The 18,970-nt window shown below is 71.0% G+C and carries 19 protein-coding genes; 10 read left to right on the top strand and 9 right to left on the bottom strand.

Translation table 11 applies throughout. The features are described from left to right. The first annotated feature begins 94 nt into the window (after window positions 1-94). A complete protein-coding gene (locus SK571_RS10330; protein WP_319983803.1) occupies window positions 95-724 on the top strand; it encodes a hypothetical protein in 630 nt (209 codons plus the stop codon). 38 nt (window positions 725-762) lie between these two features. Here SK571_RS10330 and SK571_RS10325 read toward each other — a convergent pair whose 3' ends face one another. After that, on the bottom strand, window positions 763-1,422 hold the full coding sequence (locus SK571_RS10325; protein WP_319983802.1) for a response regulator transcription factor: 660 nt from the start codon (window positions 1,420-1,422) through the stop codon (window positions 763-765). Continuing rightward, on the bottom strand, window positions 1,419-2,552 hold the full coding sequence (locus tag SK571_RS10320) for a sensor histidine kinase (RefSeq protein WP_319983801.1): 1,134 nt from the start codon (window positions 2,550-2,552) through the stop codon (window positions 1,419-1,421). The genes SK571_RS10325 and SK571_RS10320 overlap by 4 nt, the downstream gene beginning before the upstream one ends. A 135-nt stretch (window positions 2,553-2,687) precedes the next feature. On the opposite strand from SK571_RS10320, the gene SK571_RS10315 reads away from it, so the two are divergent. From SK571_RS10315 to SK571_RS10290, 6 genes are all read left to right on the top strand, one after another. Beyond that, the gene (locus tag SK571_RS10315) at window positions 2,688-4,019 is read left to right on the top strand and encodes a hypothetical protein (RefSeq protein WP_319983800.1); all 1,332 of its coding nucleotides are present in this window, start codon (window positions 2,688-2,690) and stop codon (window positions 4,017-4,019) included. After that, window positions 4,016-4,402, top strand: a complete 387-nt coding sequence (locus tag SK571_RS10310; RefSeq protein ID WP_319983799.1) for a FixH family protein — start codon at window positions 4,016-4,018, stop codon at window positions 4,400-4,402. The genes SK571_RS10315 and SK571_RS10310 overlap by 4 nt, the downstream gene beginning before the upstream one ends. A gap of 12 nt (window positions 4,403-4,414) precedes the next feature. Beyond that, a complete protein-coding gene (locus SK571_RS10305) occupies window positions 4,415-5,515 on the top strand; it encodes a hypothetical protein (protein WP_319983798.1) in 1,101 nt (366 codons plus the stop codon). Beyond that, window positions 5,508-6,026 carry a hypothetical protein gene (locus SK571_RS10300; RefSeq protein WP_319983797.1) on the top strand — a complete coding sequence of 173 codons (519 nt, stop codon included), beginning with the start codon at window positions 5,508-5,510 and terminating at the stop codon, window positions 6,024-6,026. Before SK571_RS10305 ends, SK571_RS10300 begins: the two co-directional genes overlap by 8 nt. 104 nt (window positions 6,027-6,130) lie before the next feature. Next, window positions 6,131-7,096: a hypothetical protein gene (locus SK571_RS10295; RefSeq protein WP_319983796.1), complete on the top strand. Its 966-nt coding sequence runs from the start codon at window positions 6,131-6,133 to the stop codon at window positions 7,094-7,096. A 9-nt stretch (window positions 7,097-7,105) separates the two neighbouring features. After that, window positions 7,106-7,471, top strand: coding sequence for a sunset domain-containing protein (locus SK571_RS10290; protein WP_319983795.1), 366 nt, complete (start codon window positions 7,106-7,108; stop codon window positions 7,469-7,471). Window positions 7,472-7,496: 25 nt separating this feature from the next. Here the strand turns inward: SK571_RS10290 and SK571_RS10285 are convergent, their stop codons facing one another. Beyond that, on the bottom strand, window positions 7,497-8,360 hold the full coding sequence (locus SK571_RS10285; RefSeq protein ID WP_319983794.1) for an alpha/beta fold hydrolase: 864 nt from the start codon (window positions 8,358-8,360) through the stop codon (window positions 7,497-7,499). A gap of 53 nt (window positions 8,361-8,413) precedes the next feature. Between SK571_RS10285 and SK571_RS10280 the strand changes: the two genes are divergently transcribed. Further along, a complete protein-coding gene (locus SK571_RS10280; RefSeq protein WP_319983793.1) occupies window positions 8,414-11,245 on the top strand; it encodes a BTAD domain-containing putative transcriptional regulator in 2,832 nt (943 codons plus the stop codon). A gap of 326 nt (window positions 11,246-11,571) precedes the next feature. Here SK571_RS10280 and SK571_RS10275 read toward each other — a convergent pair whose 3' ends face one another. After that, complete coding sequence (locus SK571_RS10275) at window positions 11,572-12,345, bottom strand: SDR family NAD(P)-dependent oxidoreductase (RefSeq protein WP_319983792.1); 774 nt, start codon at window positions 12,343-12,345, stop codon at window positions 11,572-11,574. 97 nt (window positions 12,346-12,442) lie between these two features. Here SK571_RS10275 and SK571_RS10270 point away from each other — a divergent pair, with 97 nt between their 5' ends. Continuing rightward, window positions 12,443-13,075: a TetR/AcrR family transcriptional regulator gene (locus SK571_RS10270; RefSeq protein ID WP_319983791.1), complete on the top strand. Its 633-nt coding sequence runs from the start codon at window positions 12,443-12,445 to the stop codon at window positions 13,073-13,075. Here SK571_RS10270 and SK571_RS10265 read toward each other — a convergent pair. The 5 genes from SK571_RS10265 to SK571_RS10245 are packed head-to-tail and all read right to left on the bottom strand — an operon-like array spanning window position 13,044 to window position 17,965. Beyond that, window positions 13,044-14,480: an acyl-CoA synthetase gene (locus tag SK571_RS10265; RefSeq protein ID WP_319983790.1), complete on the bottom strand. Its 1,437-nt coding sequence runs from the start codon at window positions 14,478-14,480 to the stop codon at window positions 13,044-13,046. The two genes, SK571_RS10270 and SK571_RS10265, sit on opposite strands and share 32 nt — an antisense overlap. Then, entirely contained in the window at window positions 14,419-15,735 is a 1,317-nt protein-coding gene (locus tag SK571_RS10260; protein ID WP_319983789.1) for an MFS transporter, read from the bottom strand. The genes SK571_RS10265 and SK571_RS10260 overlap by 62 nt, the downstream gene beginning before the upstream one ends. A gap of 9 nt (window positions 15,736-15,744) precedes the next feature. Further along, window positions 15,745-16,203, bottom strand: coding sequence for a MaoC family dehydratase (locus tag SK571_RS10255; protein ID WP_319983788.1), 459 nt, complete (start codon window positions 16,201-16,203; stop codon window positions 15,745-15,747). Further along, window positions 16,200-17,075 (bottom strand): amidohydrolase family protein, encoded by an 876-nt coding sequence (locus SK571_RS10250; RefSeq protein WP_319984026.1) that lies wholly within the window; start codon window positions 17,073-17,075, stop codon window positions 16,200-16,202. The genes SK571_RS10255 and SK571_RS10250 overlap by 4 nt, the downstream gene beginning before the upstream one ends. An 11-nt stretch (window positions 17,076-17,086) precedes the next feature. Then, window positions 17,087-17,965, bottom strand: coding sequence for an SDR family oxidoreductase (locus SK571_RS10245; RefSeq protein WP_319983787.1), 879 nt, complete (start codon window positions 17,963-17,965; stop codon window positions 17,087-17,089). A 91-nt stretch (window positions 17,966-18,056) separates the two neighbouring features. On the opposite strand from SK571_RS10245, the gene SK571_RS10240 reads away from it, so the two are divergent. Then, window positions 18,057-18,860, top strand: a complete 804-nt coding sequence (locus SK571_RS10240) for a PaaX family transcriptional regulator (RefSeq protein ID WP_319983786.1) — start codon at window positions 18,057-18,059, stop codon at window positions 18,858-18,860. The last annotated feature ends 110 nt before the right edge of the window (window positions 18,861-18,970 follow it).

The raw sequence follows: 18,970 nt of genomic DNA, 5'->3' as shown, positions 1-18,970 counted from the left end.
CCCCGGCGTGTGGTGTGAACGACCGATACCGCCGTTCCGGCATCTGGCCTAACGTCCTGGGCACCCCAGGTTCCGCAGTCCGAGGAGATCCGCAGTGACGCACGCCCGTGGCCCCCTGTTCATCGCCTCCGTCGCGACGGCGGGCCTGCTGCTGTCGGCCTGCGGCTCCGAGACCAGCGGGACCGCGACACCCGCCACGGACACGACGACGTCCACCGCCACGAGCACCAAGGAGACCTCCACCTCGAAGGAGGCGCCGCCGGTCCCGGCCGGTGGCGACGTCACGGCTCCCGGTACGAAGCTCAAGGTCGGCGCCCGCGCGGTGATCCCCGTGGCCACCGGTGACAAGACCGGCACCATCGCCATCACCGTCACGGCCATCGAGGCGGGCCCGAAGGAGGACCTGGCGAAGTTCGGCGACAAGGCCAAGAACATCACGCCGTTCTACCTGCGGGCCAAGGTCGAGAACCTCAGCGGCACCGACCTGAGCTTCACCTCGATCGGCCTGCGCGGCCTCGGTGAGGACGGCAAGGGCACCGGCGTGATCATCAGCGGTGACACCCCGAAGTGCGACTCCACCAGCGCGCCCAAGACGTTCAAGGCCGCCGGCGAGACGTACGAGACGTGCGTGCTGAGCGCGGCGCAGGACGGCTTGAAGGTCGCGGGGGCCGAGTACAACCGCGGCGACGACTACGTCAAGTCGCCGGTCGTCTGGCAGAGCTGAGCCGGTGACCCGCGGGGTCGACGAGGGGTCCCCGCGGCTCAGCGGCCGCTCTGCACCAGCCCGTTGATGTGCGCGTACGCCACGGCGTGCACCCGGTCCCGCAACCCGAGCTTGGCCAGCACCCGTGAGACGTGCGTCTTCACCGTCTCGTCCCCGACGTGCAGCCGCGCGGCGATCTCGGCGTTGCTGCAGGCCGCCGCGACGAGCTGCAGCACCTCCCGTTCGCGCGCGGTGAGCAGTTCGAGCTCCGGCGGCGTCGGGGGAGGGGCGAGGCTGACGGCGAACCGCGCGATCAGCCGTTGCGTCACCGACGGGTCGATCAACGCGTCCCCGCGCGCCGCCACCCGCACCGCCGAGATCAGCTCCTCGGGCGGCAGCGACTTCAGCAGGAACCCGCTGGCCCCGGCCTTGAGCGCGCGGTAGACGTACTCGTCGGTGTCGTAGGTCGTGAGCAGCAGGACCTTCGTGCGGTTCGCCGGATCGGCCAGGATCATCTCCGTCGCGCCGAGCCCGTCCAGCTTGGGCATCCGGATGTCGAGCACGGCCACGTCCGGGCGCAGCCGCGCGACCTCCGCCACCGCGGCCTTGCCGTCCGCGACCTCCGCGACGCACCGGAGGTCGTCCTGCGTGTCGAAGATCGCGCGCATGCCGGAGCGCAGCATCGCGTGGTCGTCGGCCAGCAGCACCGTCAACGTCATGACGCCTCCAGGGGGAACGTGACCGTCGTGCGCCACGTGCGGCCGTCCTCGTCGAGCCCGGACCTGGTCCGGCCGTCGAACATGCCCGCGCGGTTGCGGATGCCGACGAGACCGCGGCGCACCGAGCCGGAGTCCTCACCGGAACCCGCCGTGTTCTGGGACGCGATGGTGAGCGAGTCCGTTGCGTACTCCAGCGCCACCGTCACGCCGGACGCGTCGCCGTGCCGCAGGGCGTTGGTGAGCATCTCCTGGATGATCCGGTAGACCGTGATGTCCAACGACTCCGGCACGTCCCTCCGTTGCCCGCGCACCTCGAGCCGGGCCGGCAGGCCTGCCGCGCGCACGCCGTCGAGCAGTTCGTCGACGTTGTCGAGTCCGGGCTGCCGCGCGCCCTCGGACTTGTCGCCGTGCAACAGGTCGAGCAGGTGCCGCAGGTCGACCATGGCCGCCCGGCTGGACGTCTCGACCGCGCGCAACGAGTTCGTGAGCTTCGGATTGCCGTCCGGCAGACCGAGACGGGCGGCGCCGGCGTGCAGGTTGATCGCGCTCACGTGGTGGATGATCACGTCGTGCAGGTCGCGGGCGATCGCGCCGCGTTCCTCGGTGATCGCCTTGGTGACCGCCGCCTTCGCGTCCTTCTCGGCCATCGCCGACCGCTTCTCCAGCTCGGCCAGGTACGCGCGGCGCGCCGTCGTGTAGCGGCCGACGAGCCACGGCAGCAGCGCGCCCTTGGCCGCCACCAGCACCGCGTACAGGGGGCCGTAGCCGTTGATGACCATGCAGGCCATCAGGCTGGCCGAGAGCAGCCCGAGCGAGGTGTACGCCGGTGTGCCGCGCAGCCACGCCCCCGCCCGGTACCCGGCGATCAGCAGTCCGGCGTCGTTGGCGTCGATCCCGTTGCGCATCGCGACGAGGACGATCACCGGCACGGCCGCCTGCGCCGCGGCCACCCACAGCGACAGCCGGGCCGGACCGGCCAGCATCGCGTCCACGGCCAGCGTCATCAGCAGCACGACCACGGTCTGCGGCAACGGTTCGCGGTCGAGCAGCACGAACCCGCCGTCCACGACCATGCACACGGTCGCGACCAGCCACGACTGGTGCTTGAGGGGCAGCTTGATCAGATCCATCGAGCGCAATCCTGCCCGATGGCGCCCCTGAGAACCTCCCGCTTCGCAGGGGTCGGAGATCCCCCGCGCGGGGGATGCGGTTTCCGTCTTCGCAGTGACGCGGCGGCGAGGTCGTGATCGATACGTTCGGTCGCGATGAAACGACGTGTCGTGACCTTCCTGCTCGCGCTGGCGGCGCTCCTGGGGATCGCCGCCCCCGCGCTGGCCGACGGTGCCCAGTCCGGCGCGGACATCCACGTCGCGCAGAGCCTCGGCGACCGCGACCTCACGGTGATCATCCGGCGGGTCGCGGAGGTGCCGGGACCGGTGCACGTCGACGTGGTGACGCACGCCGGTACGCCGCCGGGCGAGCTGACGCTGACGTTGCGCGCGGCGGGAGCGTCCAGCAGCACCGCCAAGGTCGTTCTCGGTGCCACACCTGGCTTCCACTCGGGGCTGCTGCACGTGGACCGGCCCGGTCCGTGGGAGCTCGCGGTCGACGAGGCGACCATTCCGTTCGTCGTGCCGGCGCTCGTGCCGTCGCCGTGGGAGAACGCGACCTACGGAGGGTTCATCGCGGCCGGGGTGCTGTTGCTGGCGGCACTGCTGCTGGCGGTGTTCGGCAAGATCGGCCTCGCGCTCGTGCCCACGGCGGGCATGGTCGCCGCGGTGGCGGTCGGCGTGACGGCGGCGTTGTTGGCGCCGAGCATCCCACCGGTCGCGGCGCCCGGCACGCAGCTCGATCCGACGTACGACAACGTCATGAACCCCTACGAGCGAACGTCCATAATGGACTTCTCGCGGCCGCCGGTGAACATGGTGCCCGGCATGGACGGCAAGGACCTCGTGCTCAGCCTGACCGACGGCTCGTCGGGACGGCCCGTGGACGACCTCCTGGTGCACGACAGCGCGTTCATCCACCTGGTCGTGGTGTCGCCGTCCGGGCACCTGCGCCACCTCCACCCGGTCCGCACGGCGCCGGGTGAGTTCCGCGCCCGGCTGAGCGACCCCGAACAGGGCACGCACGCGCTCGCCGCCGAGATCGCCCGGCGCGGCGGGGGAGTGCAGCTCCTGCGGTCGAGCGTCGAGGTCTCCGGCACGGCCGCGCCCCGGCACGACGCGGAAGCCGAGACGACGATGGAGATCCGCGAGGCGGGCCGGCCGAGCACGATCACCGCGAAGTTCGGTGAGCGCGACCTGCAGCCGTGGCTGGGCATGCTCGGGCACATGATCGTCGTCGGCCCGGTCACCGGCACCGCCGTGGACGCCCCGATCTGGGCGCACGTGCACTCCATGCTCCCGCAGACCCCGGGCCTGCCCGACAGGCCCGACGAGAGCGTCGCCGCCTACGGGCCGGACGTGCCGTTCACCTACTCGTTCCCGTTGCCGGGCCGGTACCTCGTGTGGATCCAGGTCGAACGGGACTACTCGGTCGTCACCGTGCCGAAGGTCGTCGACGTCCCGGCCGGGAAGGTGGCCTCGAAGTGAAGCGTTCGACGACGGCCGTCGTGGCCGCGGTGATCGCGGTGGTGGCCGCGCTGCTGGTGCTGTGGCCGCGCGGGGTCGAGGCCCGGCCCCACCTCGCGGAGAGCGCACAGCTCCGGTTCGAGCTCACGCCCGCCAGCACGCGGTCCGGCAGCAACTCGTTCGACCTGCGGATCACCGACCGGTCCGGCAACGCCGCCGACGGCGACGTGACGGTCGAACCGGCGATGCCGCAGATGGGCCACGCGCTCGCCCCGATCACCGCGGCACCGCGGGCGCCCGGCCGGTACGAGGTCGCGGGCGTCGACCTGTTCATGGCGGGTCAGTGGGAAATCACGTTGTCACTGCGCGGCGAGCGGGTCGTCATCCCGCTGCTGCTCACCTAGAAGGGGGAGGTCATGACTGTGCACATCACGGCGACGGCAGCGTCGTCGGCGAGGACGGTCCCGAGGGGGCTGGTCCCGGCGAGCGTCGTGGTCGGCGGCACCCTGATCTCGCTGATCGGCCTGACCTGGGACATCCAATGGCACTCCGACGTCGGCCCGGACACGTTCTTCACCCTGCCGCACCTGTTCCTGTACGCGGGCAGTGCGATCTCGGGCCTGGCGAGCCTCGCCGTCGTGCTGCTGACGACGGCGGACTCCAAGCGCGGCAAGGCGGTCGACCCGGTGGTCGGCGGGCGCGCGGTCGGCGTGTTCGGCCGCACGTTCGCCGCCCCCGTCGGGTACCTGATCTCCGGCATCGGCGCGGCGCTGTTCCTGGTCTACGGACTGTGGGACCAGCGGTGGCACGGCCTGTACGGCTTCGACGCCGTGATCGACTCGCCGCCGCACATCGGGCTGCTGCTGTCGATCTCGATCACGATGGTCGGCGCGGTCATGATCTTCGCGGTCGCTCGGGACCAGCGCTGGGGAACGTACGGCGTCGCCGCGGCGGCGGGCACGTTGCTCGCGTTCAGCATGGTGACCGTGCTCGGCCTGCGCGCGTTGCCCGGCGGTGCCGTCAACACGGTCAACGCGGGTAGTGCGTTCTTCTCGGTGATGATCCTGTTCATGGGCGCGTACGTCCTGAAGCGACGCGGCGGCGCGCTGGCCGTCGGAGTCGTCGTCGCGGCGCTGCAAGCCGTGTTCTGGTGGTTCTCCCCGTGGGCCACCAAGGTCTACGCGGACGCCACCGGCCTGCCGTTGCGCGACTACGCCGACGGCATTCCCGGACTGCCCAACATGATCCCGATGAGCCTGATCCTCGTCGCGGTCGCCGTGGAACTGCTGCGGGGACTGCCCGCCTGGCTCACCGGAGCGATCGGCGGCGTGATCATCACGGCCTGCGCGCCCCTGCAGCGGATGCTCGTGCAGGGCAGCAACTTCCCCGCCCTGGAACGGTACGTGGCCACCGTCGTGGCGGGCGCGGTGCTCGGCGCCCTCGCCGGAATGCTCGGCCGGCGGTTCGGTCACATGCTCCGCCACCTCGCACCCGCAAAGGAAGACAGCCATGCGTAAGACGTTGCTGGGACTCGCGGGCACGGTCGCGCTGCTGCTCGGACCGACCGCCCCCGCGCCGGCCTTCGAGCCGGTGAACGTCGTGCACACCGAGAAGGTGCAGGCGGGACCGTACGACCTGACCATCGGCTTCAGCACGTGGCCGGTGAAGGCCATGCAGTCGCTGGACTTCACCTTCGCGCCGGAGAACGGGATCGAGGGCAAGAAGGGCACGCTGACGCTGTTGCGCGGGGACGTGGAGAGCGACGACAGCCCACTGGCACGGCACCCCCGCAAGCGCGAGGTGTGGGGCCTGGACATCTTCGCCCTGCCCGAGCCGGGGACGTGGACGATGCGGTTCGACGTGGACGGCCCGGCGGGCGCGGGCACGGGTGAGCTGAAGAACCTCCAGGTGATGGAGCAGCCGGGGCCGCCGATGGGTCTGTCCTGGGCGATCAGCACGATCCCGTTGTTCGGCCTGATCGCGTTGATCGTGGTCGCCTGGCGCCGGACGCGCGCCACCGTTGAATAGCAGATGAGGTCCGAGCTTCACCCGGCCACCTGACCGGGTGAAGTTCGGTCCGAATGGCTGGGCCAGCTGGATTTTCGGCGACCCGGTCCGATACCCAGTTCGCCGTGCGCTTGCCTCACGCGGTTTGGATCGGCGGGCTCCTGGTGCCCGCGTTGCTCGCCACCACCGGCGTGTTCGTCCACGGCGGTGGCGTCGAACGGACGCTGCACTCCGAGGTGCGTACAGCGCTGGGAAAGGCCGGCTACCACGGCGTGGTGGCCGTGGAAGGCCGATCGGTCGTGGTCAGCGAGGTCTCGCCGCGCTCGGTCGACGCGGTGCGCGCCGTGGTGTCCGATGTGAACGGCGTCGGCGACACCGACGTGCGCGCGGCCGAACCCGAGCAGTTGCTCCTGGCGGTGCGCGGCGCCGAGATCCTGGTGTCCGGCGCGGTCGCCGACGACGCGGAACGCCGTGCGCTGCTGGAAGCCGTGCGGTCCGACGACCACCGCGTCACGGCCGCGCTCCGGCTCGGCGGTCTGCTGCCGATCCCGCCGGCCGTGATCGGGCGGGTGCTCTCCGCCGCGCTGTCCGCGAAGGTCTCGGACGTGACCACGACCGTCCACAACGGACAGGTCGTGATCGCCGCCAGAGTGCCCGACGAGGCCAGGGCGACCGCGGTCCGCGACGCCGTCCGGCAGGCGGCGAACGGCCTGCAGGTCACCGACCGCATCGAGGTCGGCTCCTCCGCGGCCGTCGGTGACCTGAACGTCGAGGCCCTGCACGACTCGATCTCGCGCCTGGTCAACGGCAACGGCGCGATCCGGTTCGTGCAGGGCACCACGGCGTACGAGGGCCACGGCCCTGTGCTCATCGAGCGCGTCGGCCGCATGCTGCTGGTCGCCCCGCGCGCCTCGATCACGCTGGTGGCGCACGGCACCGACCAGGCGATGGCGACGAAACGCGGCGAACTGGTCCGCGACGTCCTCGTCGGCCAGGGCGTGGCACCCGCGTTGATCGCCATCGAGACCCGTCCCGCCCCCGGCGGCGAGTACGACCCGGCCACACGCCAGGTCGACGTCGTAGTCCGTTAGGAGTTCGCTGTGCTCTGGTTGTTCTCGCAGATGTTCCTGCTGTGCCTGGTGTCCTTCGCCGTCGGCTCGCTGGTGACGTGGCTGTCGGTCCGCGCTCGCCTGCAGCCCGAACGCCCGAAGACGCGCATCGCCCTGCCCGCACCCCGCCCGGCGGCGGAGCAGGTGGTGATCGCCGAGCAGCCCCTGGCACCGGCCGACCCGAAGCCCAGGCAGGGACCGTTGCCGGTCAAGGGCAATTCGAAGACGATGGTCTACCACACGCCCGACTCCCCGTACTACCGGCGGATGAAGGGCGACATGGCGTTCGCCTCGGAAGCCGACGCCGTGTCGGCCGGCTACCGGATGTGGACCACCAAGGGCCGCGTCAGGGCTTGAGGCCGGCTCGGGACACCGGGGAGGATCAGCGCTTCAGCAGGTCGCGGATCGCCGCCGCGATGACGTCCGGTGCCTCCTCGGCCATGAAGTGTCCACAGGAGACCGTGCGGTGGTCGAGGTCGGGCGCCCACGCCTGCCACAGCGCCTTGGCGTCGAAGCCGAGCGCCGCGCCCCAGTCCTGCTGCAGCACGGTGACCGGCATCTCCAGCTGGTTCCCCGCGTTCTTGTCCGCGGTGTCGTGCTCGACGTCGATCGTCGCCGAGGCCCGGTAGTCCGCGACGATCGACGTGACGGCCTCGCGGCTCGCGCGCAGGTACTCGGCGCGGACGTCCGCGGGGAACGGCTGCCGGCTCCAGATGTCGAGGAAGTGGCCGAAGAACGCGTCCGGGGTCGCGCTGATCATCTGCTCGGCGAGGCCGGGCGGCTGGGCCATCAGGAACAGGTGGAACCCGACGGCGGCGGACGTGCCGCGCATGACGTCCCACATGTCCAGCGTCGGCAGCACGTCGAGCGACGCGAGGTGCGTGACGTGCCGGGGGTGGTCGAGGCCGGTCCGGAACGCGACGAGCGCGCCCCGGTCGTGCCCGGCCAGGGCGAACCTGTCGTGCCCGAGCGCTCGGGCGACCTCCACGACGTCGGCGGCCATCGTGCGCTTGGCGTAGGTGAGGCCGGTGTCGGCGGGCTTGTCGCTGTCGCCGTAGCCGCGCAGGTCCGGCATGATCACGGTGTGGTCGGCGGCCAGGTCGGCGGCGACGTGCCGCCACATGAGGTGGGTCTGCGGGAAGCCGTGCAGCAGCACGACCGGGCTGCCCTGGCCGGTGGTGGCCACGTTCAGCTCGATGCCCTCGGAGACCTGAACGCGCTGGTGGTCGAATGCGGTGTGGTTCACGTGACCACTGTGCGGGTGCCCGATCAGCAACGAATCAGCGTTGGGGTCAGCGGGTGGTGACGTTCGGGGTGCTGGGCCCGCTGACCGCGGGATCCGCCCGCCTCGGCGGCCCGAAGCAACGCGCCGTGCTGGCGCGCCTGCTGGTGGCCCGGCGCCGCGTCGTGCCGGTGCGCACGCTCGTCGACGACCTGTGGGAGGACCCGCCCGACGGCGCGGTAGGCACGGTGCAGACGTTCGTCGGCGCACTGCGCAAGGCCCTGGAACCCGATCGTCCACCCCGGACTCCCTCGACGCTGCTGGTGACCGAGGGCGCGGGGTACGCGTTGCTCGCGTCGGACGTGGACGCGTGGCGGTTCGAGGAGATGCTCGGCGGCGACCTGTCCGTGCTGGACGCCGCGCTCGCGTTGTGGCGCGGGCCCGCGTACGCCGAGTTCGCCGAGTTCCACTGGGCACGGGCCGAGATCGACCGGCTGGAGGAACTGCGGCTGGTCGCGGTCGAACGCCGGGCCGCCGCTGCCCTTGCCCTGGGCCGTTCCGCCGAGGTCGTCGCCGACCTGCGCGCCCACCTGGCCGGACATCCGTGGCGCGAGAAGGCCTGGAGCCTGCTCGCGCTGGCGCTGTACCGGGAGGGCAGGCAGGGCGACGCGCTGGGAGCCGTGCGCGAGGCACGGCACGCCCTGGTGGAGAACCTCGGGGTCGATCCGGGGGAGGAACTCCGCGCGCTGGAGTCGGACATCCTCGCCCAGTCGCCCCGCCTGCTGGGTTCCACGGAGTCACGGCTGGTGGGACGGTCCTCCGAACTGGCCGCGCTGGACGCCGCCGTGCCGGAGGCGGGGCTGGGCATCGCGTTGGTGACCGGCGAGGCCGGGGTGGGCAAGACCGCGCTGGCCGAGGAGTTCGGCAGCGTGCTCGGCGCTCGCGGCTGGACGACGGTCTGGGCGCGCTGTCCCGAGGACGCCCCGGTGGCGTGGCCGTGGCAGCAGGTCGTCGAGGCCTTGGGGGAGGAGCTCGTCGCGGCCGACCGGTTCCACCTGCGCCGGGCGGTCGTGTCCACAGTGGAGTCGGCGGCGCCGGTGCTGGTGGTGCTGGACGACCTGCACCAGGCCGACGAGGAGACGCTCGCGGTGCTGGCCGCGTTCACGGCGGGCCGGTTGTCCGGCCGGGTGCTGGTCGTCGCGACCTCGCGCACCGCCGTGCCGCTGGAGGCTCTGGCGCGAGCGCAACCCGTCCGGGTCGAGCTGGTGGGCCTGGACGAGGAGGCGGTCGCCGCACTGGTGGGATCCCTCGACGCGAGGGCGATCCACCAGCGCAGCGGCGGAAATCCGTTCTACGTCAAGGAACTCGTCAGGCTGGTCGAGTCCGGCGGCGACCTCGGTTCCGTTCCGCCGGGTGTGCGCGACGTGCTGCGCCACCGGCTCGCCGGACTGCCGGCAGCGGCGCGGACGGTGCTGCACCAGGCATCGGTGCTCGGGCGGGACGTCGAGGTGGACCTGCTCGCCGCGATCGCCGGTGCCGACGTGCTCGACGCGCTGGACCTCGGCCTGGAAGCCGGCTTCCTCGTGGAGGTGGCGCCCGGTCTCGCCCGGTTCACCCACGTGCTGGTGCGCGACACGTTGTACGAGGAGGTGTCGCTGACCAGGCGGGCGCGGTGGCACGCGCTCGCGGCGTCGGCGGTGGAGTCGTCGCACCCGGAGGACGTGCCGTTGCTGGCGCACCACTACCGGCTCGCGGGTGTGCGCAGCGAGTCCGCGGTCCGCGCATTGGCGGGTGCCGCCGAGCTCACCCGTTCACCGCGTGAAGCGGTGACGCTGTGGCGTGCGGCGATCGAGGCCGCCGGTTCGGCGCGGTTCGGCCTGCTGACCGGGCTGGCCAGGGCGCTGGCCGTGAGCGGCGACCTGGAAGCGGCCCGCGAGCAGCGCTCGGTCGCGTTGCGGATCGCCGGCGGCCCGCAGGAGGTCGCCGAGGTGATCGGGTCGTTCGACGTCCCCGGCATCTGGACCACCAACGACGACCCGGCCCACTCCGCCGAGCTCGTCGCCGCCGCGGAACGGATCCTGCCCGCCTTTCCCGGCCCGACCGCCACCCGAGCCCGTCTGCTCGCCACGATCGCGATGGAGGACCGGGGCACCGGCGCCCGCCTCGATGAAGCGCGGGAAGCCGAGGCCACAGCTCATGCCCTCGGCGACCCCGAACTGCTGGCGTTCGCACTGAACGCCCGCTTCATGCACACGTTCCACCGCACCGGCCTGGCTCCGGAACGTGCCGCGATCGGCCGGGAACTCCTCGAGGTCGCGTCCGGCCGCCTGGTGACCCACGAGGTGCTGGGCCACCTGATTCTCGTCCAGGCCTGCTGCGCGCTGGCCGATTTCGGCACCGCCGACCAGCACGCGGCCGCAGCCGACGAACTGGCACAACGCCACGACCTGCCGCTGGTCGGCCTCTTCACCGACTGGTACGCGGCACTGAAACTCGCGGCAGCCGGGAAGACGGCCGAAGCCGACAGCGCGTACCGGGCCGCGGCCGATCGCGTCAAGGGCACCGGCATGTGGGGAATGGAACGGGGACTGCTGCCGCTGGCCCTGCTCAGCCTGCACGGTCCATCCACAGTGGACCTCGCCGATGACTGGGGCCCTCACCTGGACTGGGTGCGCCCGCTGGCGTTGCCGCACGACGAGGCGGTGAATGCCGCGCGTGCTCTTCCCGACGGGCCGGCGGACCTGCTCACGGAGGTCCGTGCCTGCCTGCTGGCGATGGCGGCGACCCGGCTGCGGGACGACGAACTCGCGGAGCGCGCACACGCGCTGCTCCTGCCCGCCAAGGGCGAACTCGTGGCGGGCACCGGGCTGTTCACGTTCGGCCCGATCTCCGGGTACCTACGCGGCTAGGCGCAATCGGTCATGCCGATTTCGATGTTCGCGCTCTCACAGCGAACCGGGCGTCTGCAAGTACTACCAACTCATGATCATCGAGCGCATAACTACCACCAACCGGGCTGTTCGCAGCCTTGAGAGCGCTCCCGCAAGTGATCTTGGGCCGCCGCGTCGACCGCACTGCGGTCAGTCGCCTGCCGCACTCCCAGGAAGAGTCCGCCACGAGGCATCTGACCAGCCGTAATACCTAACCGATCGGCATTGCGGCTAGGCGGTGTCTGACAATTTCGTTCGGTGAGAGGCGCGGATCCCTCGGCCGCCACTATCGCCCGACGGAATTGTCAGACACCGGCTAGTGCCGGTCCCAGCAGCAGACCGCCGTCCAGCACGAACTCCGAACCGGTCGCGAACGCCGCCTCCTGCGACGCCAGGTAGAGCACCAGCGCGGTGAACTCGCCGGGCTCACCCAGTCGCGGCACGGCGAACGGTGCGGGGGAGTAGAGGTCGCCGATCGCGGGCTGACCGGCCGCGACCGGTTCGTTGATCAGCGGCGTCGACACGACGCCGGGGTGGATCGAGTTCACCCTGATGCCATCCCTGCCGAGCTCCAGCGCGGCGGTCTTGGTCAGTCCGCGCAGCGCCCACTTGCTCGCCACGTAGGGCGCGTAGAACGGCGAACCCACGTTGGCCATGGTCGAGGCGATGTTGACGATCGACCCGCCGCCGGCCCTGCGCAACGATGGCGCGACGTGCTTGATACCGAGGAACTGCCCGGTCAGGTTGACCGCCAGGGTCCGGTCCCAGACTTCGCGCGAGGTGTCCTCGATCAGCGCGGCCGCGTGCTGCGCGCCCGCGTTGTTCACCAGCACCGACACCGGCCCGAACCGCTCCTCCGCGGCACGGACGGCCTCGCCCCAGGCGTCCTCGTCCGTCACGTCGAGCCGCACGGCGAACGCCCGCTCACCGAGTTCTTCGGCGACCTTCGCGCCCGCGTCCATGTCGCGTGCGGCGATCACGACCCGTGCGCCTTCCGCGTGGAAGCCCCGCGCGTGGCTCGCACCCATTCCGCTCGTCGCGCCGGTGACGAACACCGTCCGCCCGTCGAAGCGTCCCATCGTTTCCTCCAGAGGTGAGTTGAGTGACTCGCCTCGGCACGCTAGGCGGAACGGCGGTGGTGAGTCAAGTGACTCACCTCGTGGCATACTGGAGCGCGTGCCGACCTACCACGAGCGCATGGCGGAGCAGAAGCGGACGGCGATCGTCGAGGCCGCCACCGGGCTGTTCCTGGAGTCCGGCTACGACAAGACCTCACTGGCGCGCATCGCCGACGCGGCCGGGGTGTCGAAGGCGACGCTGTTCAAGCAGTTCCCGACGAAGGCCGAGCTGTTCGACGCGATCGTCACCGACTACTGGCGCACGGAGGACGGCGCTCTCACTCCGCCGCCCGGCGATCCGCTCCAGGGCCTGACCGCGCTCGGCACCCGGTACGTGGCGCTGCTGACGCGGCCGGGCATGGTCGCCCTGTTCCGCATCGTCATCGCCGAGGCACCACGCTTCCCCGAACTCGGGCAGACCCAGTTCAAGCTCGGCAAGCAGCCGTTCTTCGACGCGGTGCGCGACTACCTGGCCGCCGAGCACGAGGCCGGCACGCTCACCGTCGCAGACCCGGTCCTGGCCGCCACGCAGTTCCTCGGCATGATCTCGAACTTCGCGTTCTGGCCCCGCATGCTGCTGGTGAACTGGGCGCCCACCGAGAAGGCCATGGCCCACTCGGTGGACGAGGCGGTCCAGACCGTCCTGGCCCGCCACGCGGTCACAGCGGCAACCGGCGCAGCGCGGGCTTGAGGACCTTCCCGGACCCCGTGCGCGGCAGTTCGGCGACCACCTCCACGTGGACCGGGATCTTGTACTTCGCCAGGCGCGGCAACAGGAACTCCCGCAACCCGGCGGCGTCCACCAGCGCACCGTCGCGAGGCCGGACGAACGCCCGCCCCACCTCGCCCCAGCGCGGGTCCGGCACTCCGACGACGGCGACCTCGGCCACGTCCGGGTGCGAGGTGATCGCGTTCTCCACCTCCGCCGGGTAGACGTTCTCGCCGCCGGAGATGTACATGTCCTTGAGCCGGTCGAGGACGTGCAGGTGCCCGTCGTCGAGTCGTCCCAGGTCGCCGGTGCGGAACCAGCCGTCCTCGGTGAACGCGGCCGCGGTGGCGACCGGGTCGTTCCAGTAGCCCGGCGTGACGTTCGGGCCCTGCACCTCGATCTCGCCGGTGTCGGCGAGCCGCAGATCGCCGAAGAACACCGGGGGACCGGCCGAACCCGCCTTCCGCACGCTGTCGGCGGCCTCCAGGAACGTGGCACCGGGCGCGGTCTCGGTGAGGCCGTAGCCCTGGCAGAACACCAGGCCCCGGTCCTGGTAGGCGTGGATCACCGCGTCGGGCACCGCCGCCCCGCCGCACAGCAGCACCCGCAACGACGACAGGTCGGCGGCGGGCCACGACGGGGAGGCGGCCAGGTCGGCGTACATCGTGGACACCCCGAACATCCACGTCACGCGTTGCCTCTCGATCAACGAGACGCACTCGGTGACGTCCCAGCGCGAGGTGATCACGCTGTGCCCGCCCTTGATGAACGTGGGCAGGAGCGTCTGGGCGAGCGCGGCGACGTGGAACAGCGGTGCGCTCACCAGCGCGACGTCGTCCGAGGCGATGTCGACGCCGATCATCAGGTTGAAGGTGTTCCACAGCAGGTTGGCGTGACTGAGCATCGCGCCCTTGGGCCTGCCGGTGGTGCCGGAGGTGTAGAGGATCAGGGCGGTGTCGTCGATGCCGACCGGCTCGTCCAACGGCTCGTCGGAGCCCTGGAGCAGCCAGTCCTCGTACGCGGCCAGCGACACCGCCCGCGGGTGCTCCACCTGGTGCGACGGCGCGTGCACCAGCACGTGCGCGCCGCAGTCGGCGAGCTGGTAGTTGATCTCGGCCGGGGTGAGGCGGAAGTTCAGCGGTACGAAGATCGCGCCCAGCTGGTGCGCGGCGAACATCGTCTCGGCGAACGACGGGTGGTTCGGGCCGAGGTACGCGACCCGGTCACCGTGCCGGACCCCGAGTTCCCGCAACCGCCACGCCAGCCGGGTCGTGCGGACGGCCACCTCCTCGTACGACGTGGAGACGCCGTCGTAGGTGAACGCCTCACGCTTCGGCGCCATGCGTGCTCGGCGGTGTGGCCAGCTGCCCAGTCCCGCGTTGCGCATTCCTGTCTCCTGTCAGGCTGGTCCGGCTGGTCTCGTGCAGCGTCACCGTGCAGACGACGGTGAGCAGGCAGAACGCCGCGAGGATGAACGGGATCGCACCGGTGCCGGAGGTCTTCTGCACCTGTGCGAAGAGCAACGGCGCGAGCCCCGCGCCCAGACCCGCCAGCTGGTAGCCGAGCGAGGCGCCGGTGTACCGGCTGCCGGTGTTGAACAGCTCGCTGTAGAGCGCGGCCAGCGGCCCGTACATCATCGGGTGGATCACGGCCTGGCCGAGCACGAGCGCAACGACGATCAGCCCGTTGTCCACCATCGGGAACAGCACGAACCCGAACGCCGCCATGAGCACGGCGCCGACGAGCACGACGGGCCGGCGCCCGACCCTGTCGGACATCGCCGACCAGCCGATGATGCCGATCACCGCGAGCGCCGAGGACAGCGTCAGCGCGTTGAGGATCATCTGCCTGCTGTTGCCCGCCTGAACGCCGTACGCCAGCACGAACGTCGTCAGCGTCGACTGCGCGACGAACGCCGAGAGGCCGACGCCGACGCCGAGCGCCAAGGTGCGCGGGTGGTTGCGCAGGACGTCGAGCAACGGCAGGGAACCCGGCTTCCGCTCGGCCTTGAAGACCGGCGTCTCCTCCACCTTCATCCGCACGAACAGGCCGATGCCCAGCAGCACCACGCTCAGCAGGAACGGCACCCGCCAGCCCCAGTCGAGGAACGCCTGCTCGCCGACCAGCGCGGCGGTACCGGTCAGCGCGGCCGTCGACAGCACCATGCCGCACGGCGCGCCGGCGTTGGTGAAGCTCGCCCACAGCCCGCGCCGGGAGGTGGCGTGCTCGGCCGACATGAGCACGGCGCCACCCCACTCGCCGCCGACGGAGATGCCCTGCACGACCCGCAGCAGGACCAGCCCGGCCGGCGCGAGCCAGCCGACCTGGGCGTAGGTGGGCAGCAGGCCGATCAGGAAGCTCGCCACGCCCATCAGGCTCATGGTCAGCACGAGCATCTTCTTGCGCCCCAGCAGGTCCCCGTAGTGTCCGAAGAGGATCCCGCCGAGCGGCCGGGCGAGGTAGCCGGTGGCGAACGTGCCGAAGCTCGCGATCGTGCCGACCAGCGGGTCGAGCGAGGAGAAGAAGACCTTGTTGAACACGACCGCGGAGGCCGTGGCGTAGAGCAGGAAGTCATAGTACTCGATCACGCTGCCGAGGAAGCTCGACGCGACTGCACGGCGTAACTGCGTTGTTGGCGCCATGACTTCACCTCATGTGTAGTGGCGGTAGACGGCACGTGCGACGCAAGCGGGCTTCGCGGAGCCCTCGATCTCGACGGTGAAGTCGACGGTGAGCTGCACGCCGTCGCCCGGCACGTCCTCGACGGACGCGACCTGGCCGAGCAGCCGGATCTTGGCGCCGACCGGCACGGGCGCGGGGAACCGCACCTTGTCCAGCCCGTAGTTCAGGCTCATCCGCACGCCCGAGACCTCGAGGAGTTCGGTCATCAACGGGATGAGCAGCGCCAGCGTCAGGTAGCCGTGCGCGATCGTGCCGCCGAACGGCCCGGTGGCGGCGCGTTCCGGGTCGACGTGGATCCACTGGTGGTCGTCGGTGGCGGTGGCGAACGTGTCGACGCGGCTCTGGTCGATCTGCAACCAGTCGGTGTACCCGAGGCTCTGTCCCGCCAGGGCCCTGAGTTCTGCGATTCCTTGGACGGAGATGGTCACGCGTCCTCCTTCACGAGTCCGAGCAGGCGGGCGGCGTTGTGCTTGAGGATCTTGGGACGGACCTCGTCCGAGATCTCCAGCTTCGCGAAGTCGGCCAGCCAGCGGTCGGGGGTGATGACGGGGTGGTCCGAGCCGAACAGGACCTTGTCCTGCAGCAGGGTGTTGGCGTAGCGGACGAGCTGCGGCGGGAAGTACTTCGGTGACCAGCCGGACAGGTCGATGTACACGAACGGCTTGTGCGTGGCCACCGCGAGTGCCTCGTCCTGCCACGGGAACGACGGGTGCGCGAGCACGATCCGCAGGTGCGGGAAGTCCACGGCGACGTCGTCCACGAGCATCGGGTTGGAGTGCTTGAGTCTGATGCCACCACCGCCGGGCACACCGGCCCCGATCCCGGTCTGTCCACTGTGGAACAGCGCCGGCACGCCGAGCTCCTCGATCACCTCGTACAGCGGGTAGGCCATCCGGTCGTCCGGCGAGAAGTCCTGGAGGCTCGGGTGGAACTTGAAGCCCCGCACGCCGTGCTCCTCGACGAGCCTGCGGGCCTCGCGGACGGCCGTGCGGCCCTTCCACGGGTCGACGCTCGCGAACGGGATCAGCACGTCGGCGTGTTCGGCGCAGGACGCCGCGATCTCCTCGTTGGAGATGCGCGGATGGCCGGTGGCGTGCTCCGCGTCGACGGTGAAGATCACCGCGGCCATGTTGCGCTCGCGGTAGATCTCGGCCGTCTCGGCGATCGTCGGCTGGCGGTGGGCGGCCTTGAAGTACTTGGCGGACGCCTCGAGCAGTGCGGGACTGAGCGAACTGTGGCCGTCGGCGGAGACCTCCGCGTGGGTGTGGACGTCGATGGCGACGAGGCTGTCCACATCCATTTTGGGAACGTTCATCGGGCCACCGGCTGCGGGATCCCGTAGGTCTCGGCCTCGAACTCGCCGAACCGCTCGGCGATCGAGTCCGCGTGCCAGCCGCCGTCCGCGAACAGGACCTGCTTCTCGGCGGGGTGCGACCAGAGCGCGAGCCGGTCGCCGCCGATGCCGATCGCCTGTCCCGTCACGCCTTTCGCCGCGTCCGAGGCGAGGTAGACGATCAGTCCGGCGACGTCCTCGACGGTGCCCAGGCCCTCGTCGCGCCGCACCCACTCCGGCAGTGGCGCGCCGGTGCGTTCCGACTCCTCGATCAACGGCGCGAACGCCGGGATCGTGCGGGTCATCTCGGTGGCGGCGACGGGGACGACCGCGTTGACGGCGATGTCGGACCGGGCGAGTTCGAGCGCCCAGGTCCGTGCCATGGCGGCGATCCCGGCCTTGGCGGCGGCGTAGTTGGTCTGCCCGAAGTTGCCGCGCTGGCCGGCGGGCGACGAGACCAGCACGAGGCTGCCGCCCGTTCCCTGCTCCCGCATCCGCACGGCCGCGGCGCGTGCGCAGGTGAAGGTGCCGCGCAGATGCACGTTGATCACGGCGTCGAAGTCGTCGTCGCTCATCTTCCACAGCACGCGGTCGCGCAGGACGCCCGCGTTGGTGACCAGCACGTCGAGCCGGCCGAACTCCTCGACGGCGGCGTCGACGAGCGACTGGGCGGTCTCGGCCGTCCCGACCGGAGCGATCACCGCGCGTCCGCCGATGCTCGCCGCGACCTCGTGGACGACCTCGTCCACGTCGTTGACGACGACCTGGGCCCCGTTGCGCGCCAACGCTTCCGCGTACGCCCGGCCCAGCCCGCGACCGGCACCGGTGACGATCGCGACCTTTCCCGACAGCTCCATCAGGCGAGTCCTCTCCGTGGGGGTCGCGACCCAAAGTAGGGCATATTCATGACGCTCGTCTAGATGCTGCCCAACATGTATCGTGAGCGGTGTGACGCCCCAGTCCCTGATGCTGAACTTCCTCGGCCTGTACGTGCTGGGCCGCGACATCGCGGTCTACTCGGGCAGCGTGATCGACGTCTTCGGGCGCGTGGACGTCTCGGAGGAGGCGGTGCGCTCCACGTTGACGCGCATGACGTCGCGCGGTCTGCTCGCCAAGCACCGCAACGGCCGCAAGGTCTACTTCGGACTGACTCCCCGTGCGACGGCCGTGCTGCAGGACGGTGAGCGCCGCATCTGGCAGCGCGGCGCGGTCAACCGCGACTGGGACGGCACCTGGACCCTGGTCGGCTTCTCCCTGCCGGAGGGCCGCCGCGGCGAACGGCACGACCTGCGCTCGCAGCTGCAGTGGGCGGGCTTCGGCCCGGTGCAGAACGGCCTGTGGATCGCACCCGGCGCCCGCGACGTGACCGAGCTGGTCGAAGGGCTGGCGGAGAACGTCACGGTCTTCACCGCGCAGCACGCCAAGCCGACCGAGGCGGCGGACCTGGCCCGCCGCGCGTTCGACACGGCCGCCATCGCCGCCCGCTACCAGGACTTCCTCGCGAAGTGGCGCGAGCCGGACGTCTCGTTGCCGGACGACCTGGCCCGCCAGCTGGTGCTGCACGGCGACTGGCTCGACCTCGTGCGCCAGGACCCCCACCTGCCGGCCGAACTGCTGGCAGGCGACTGGCCCGCGATCGAGGCGGAGCGGCTGTTCCAGTCCCTGGCCACCCGCTACGCCGGGACGGCGACCCCGCTCGCGGCCGCCGCCGTCGAGTCGATCGAGGTGCCCGCTGTCCAGATGCAGCGCTGACTGAACTGTGGCGCTGGTGAAAGTCATCAGAAGTGGAGAACGGCACGCGCAGCCGCTCAACGATCAACGAGCGGCTGCGCGTGCTTCCGGGGCCCGTTCGGCGCAGCTGG

The organism is Lentzea kristufekii (assembly GCF_033949925.1).
In the GTDB taxonomy this organism is placed as follows: Bacteria; Actinomycetota; Actinomycetes; order Mycobacteriales; family Pseudonocardiaceae; genus Lentzea; species Lentzea kristufekii.
The sequence above is the reverse complement of the archived record's forward strand: the minus strand, read 5'-3'. Positions and strand labels throughout refer to the sequence as shown.

Coding starts and splice junctions, on each gene's coding strand:
- SK571_RS10325 (WP_319983802.1), bottom strand. CDS start 1,422: ATGACGTTGACGGTGCTGCTGGCCGACGACCACGCGATGCTGCGCTCC.
- SK571_RS10320 (WP_319983801.1), bottom strand. CDS start 2,552: ATGGATCTGATCAAGCTGCCCCTCAAGCACCAGTCGTGGCTGGTCGCG.
- SK571_RS10315 (WP_319983800.1), top strand. CDS start 2,688: ATGAAACGACGTGTCGTGACCTTCCTGCTCGCGCTGGCGGCGCTCCTG.
- SK571_RS10305 (WP_319983798.1), top strand. CDS start 4,415: ATGACTGTGCACATCACGGCGACGGCAGCGTCGTCGGCGAGGACGGTC.
- SK571_RS10300 (WP_319983797.1), top strand. CDS start 5,508: ATGCGTAAGACGTTGCTGGGACTCGCGGGCACGGTCGCGCTGCTGCTC.
- SK571_RS10275 (WP_319983792.1), bottom strand. CDS start 12,345: ATGGGACGCTTCGACGGGCGGACGGTGTTCGTCACCGGCGCGACGAGC.
- SK571_RS10265 (WP_319983790.1), bottom strand. CDS start 14,480: ATGCGCAACGCGGGACTGGGCAGCTGGCCACACCGCCGAGCACGCATG.
- SK571_RS10260 (WP_319983789.1), bottom strand. CDS start 15,735: ATGGCGCCAACAACGCAGTTACGCCGTGCAGTCGCGTCGAGCTTCCTC.
- SK571_RS10250 (WP_319984026.1), bottom strand. CDS start 17,075: ATGGATGTGGACAGCCTCGTCGCCATCGACGTCCACACCCACGCGGAG.
- SK571_RS10245 (WP_319983787.1), bottom strand. CDS start 17,965: ATGGAGCTGTCGGGAAAGGTCGCGATCGTCACCGGTGCCGGTCGCGGG.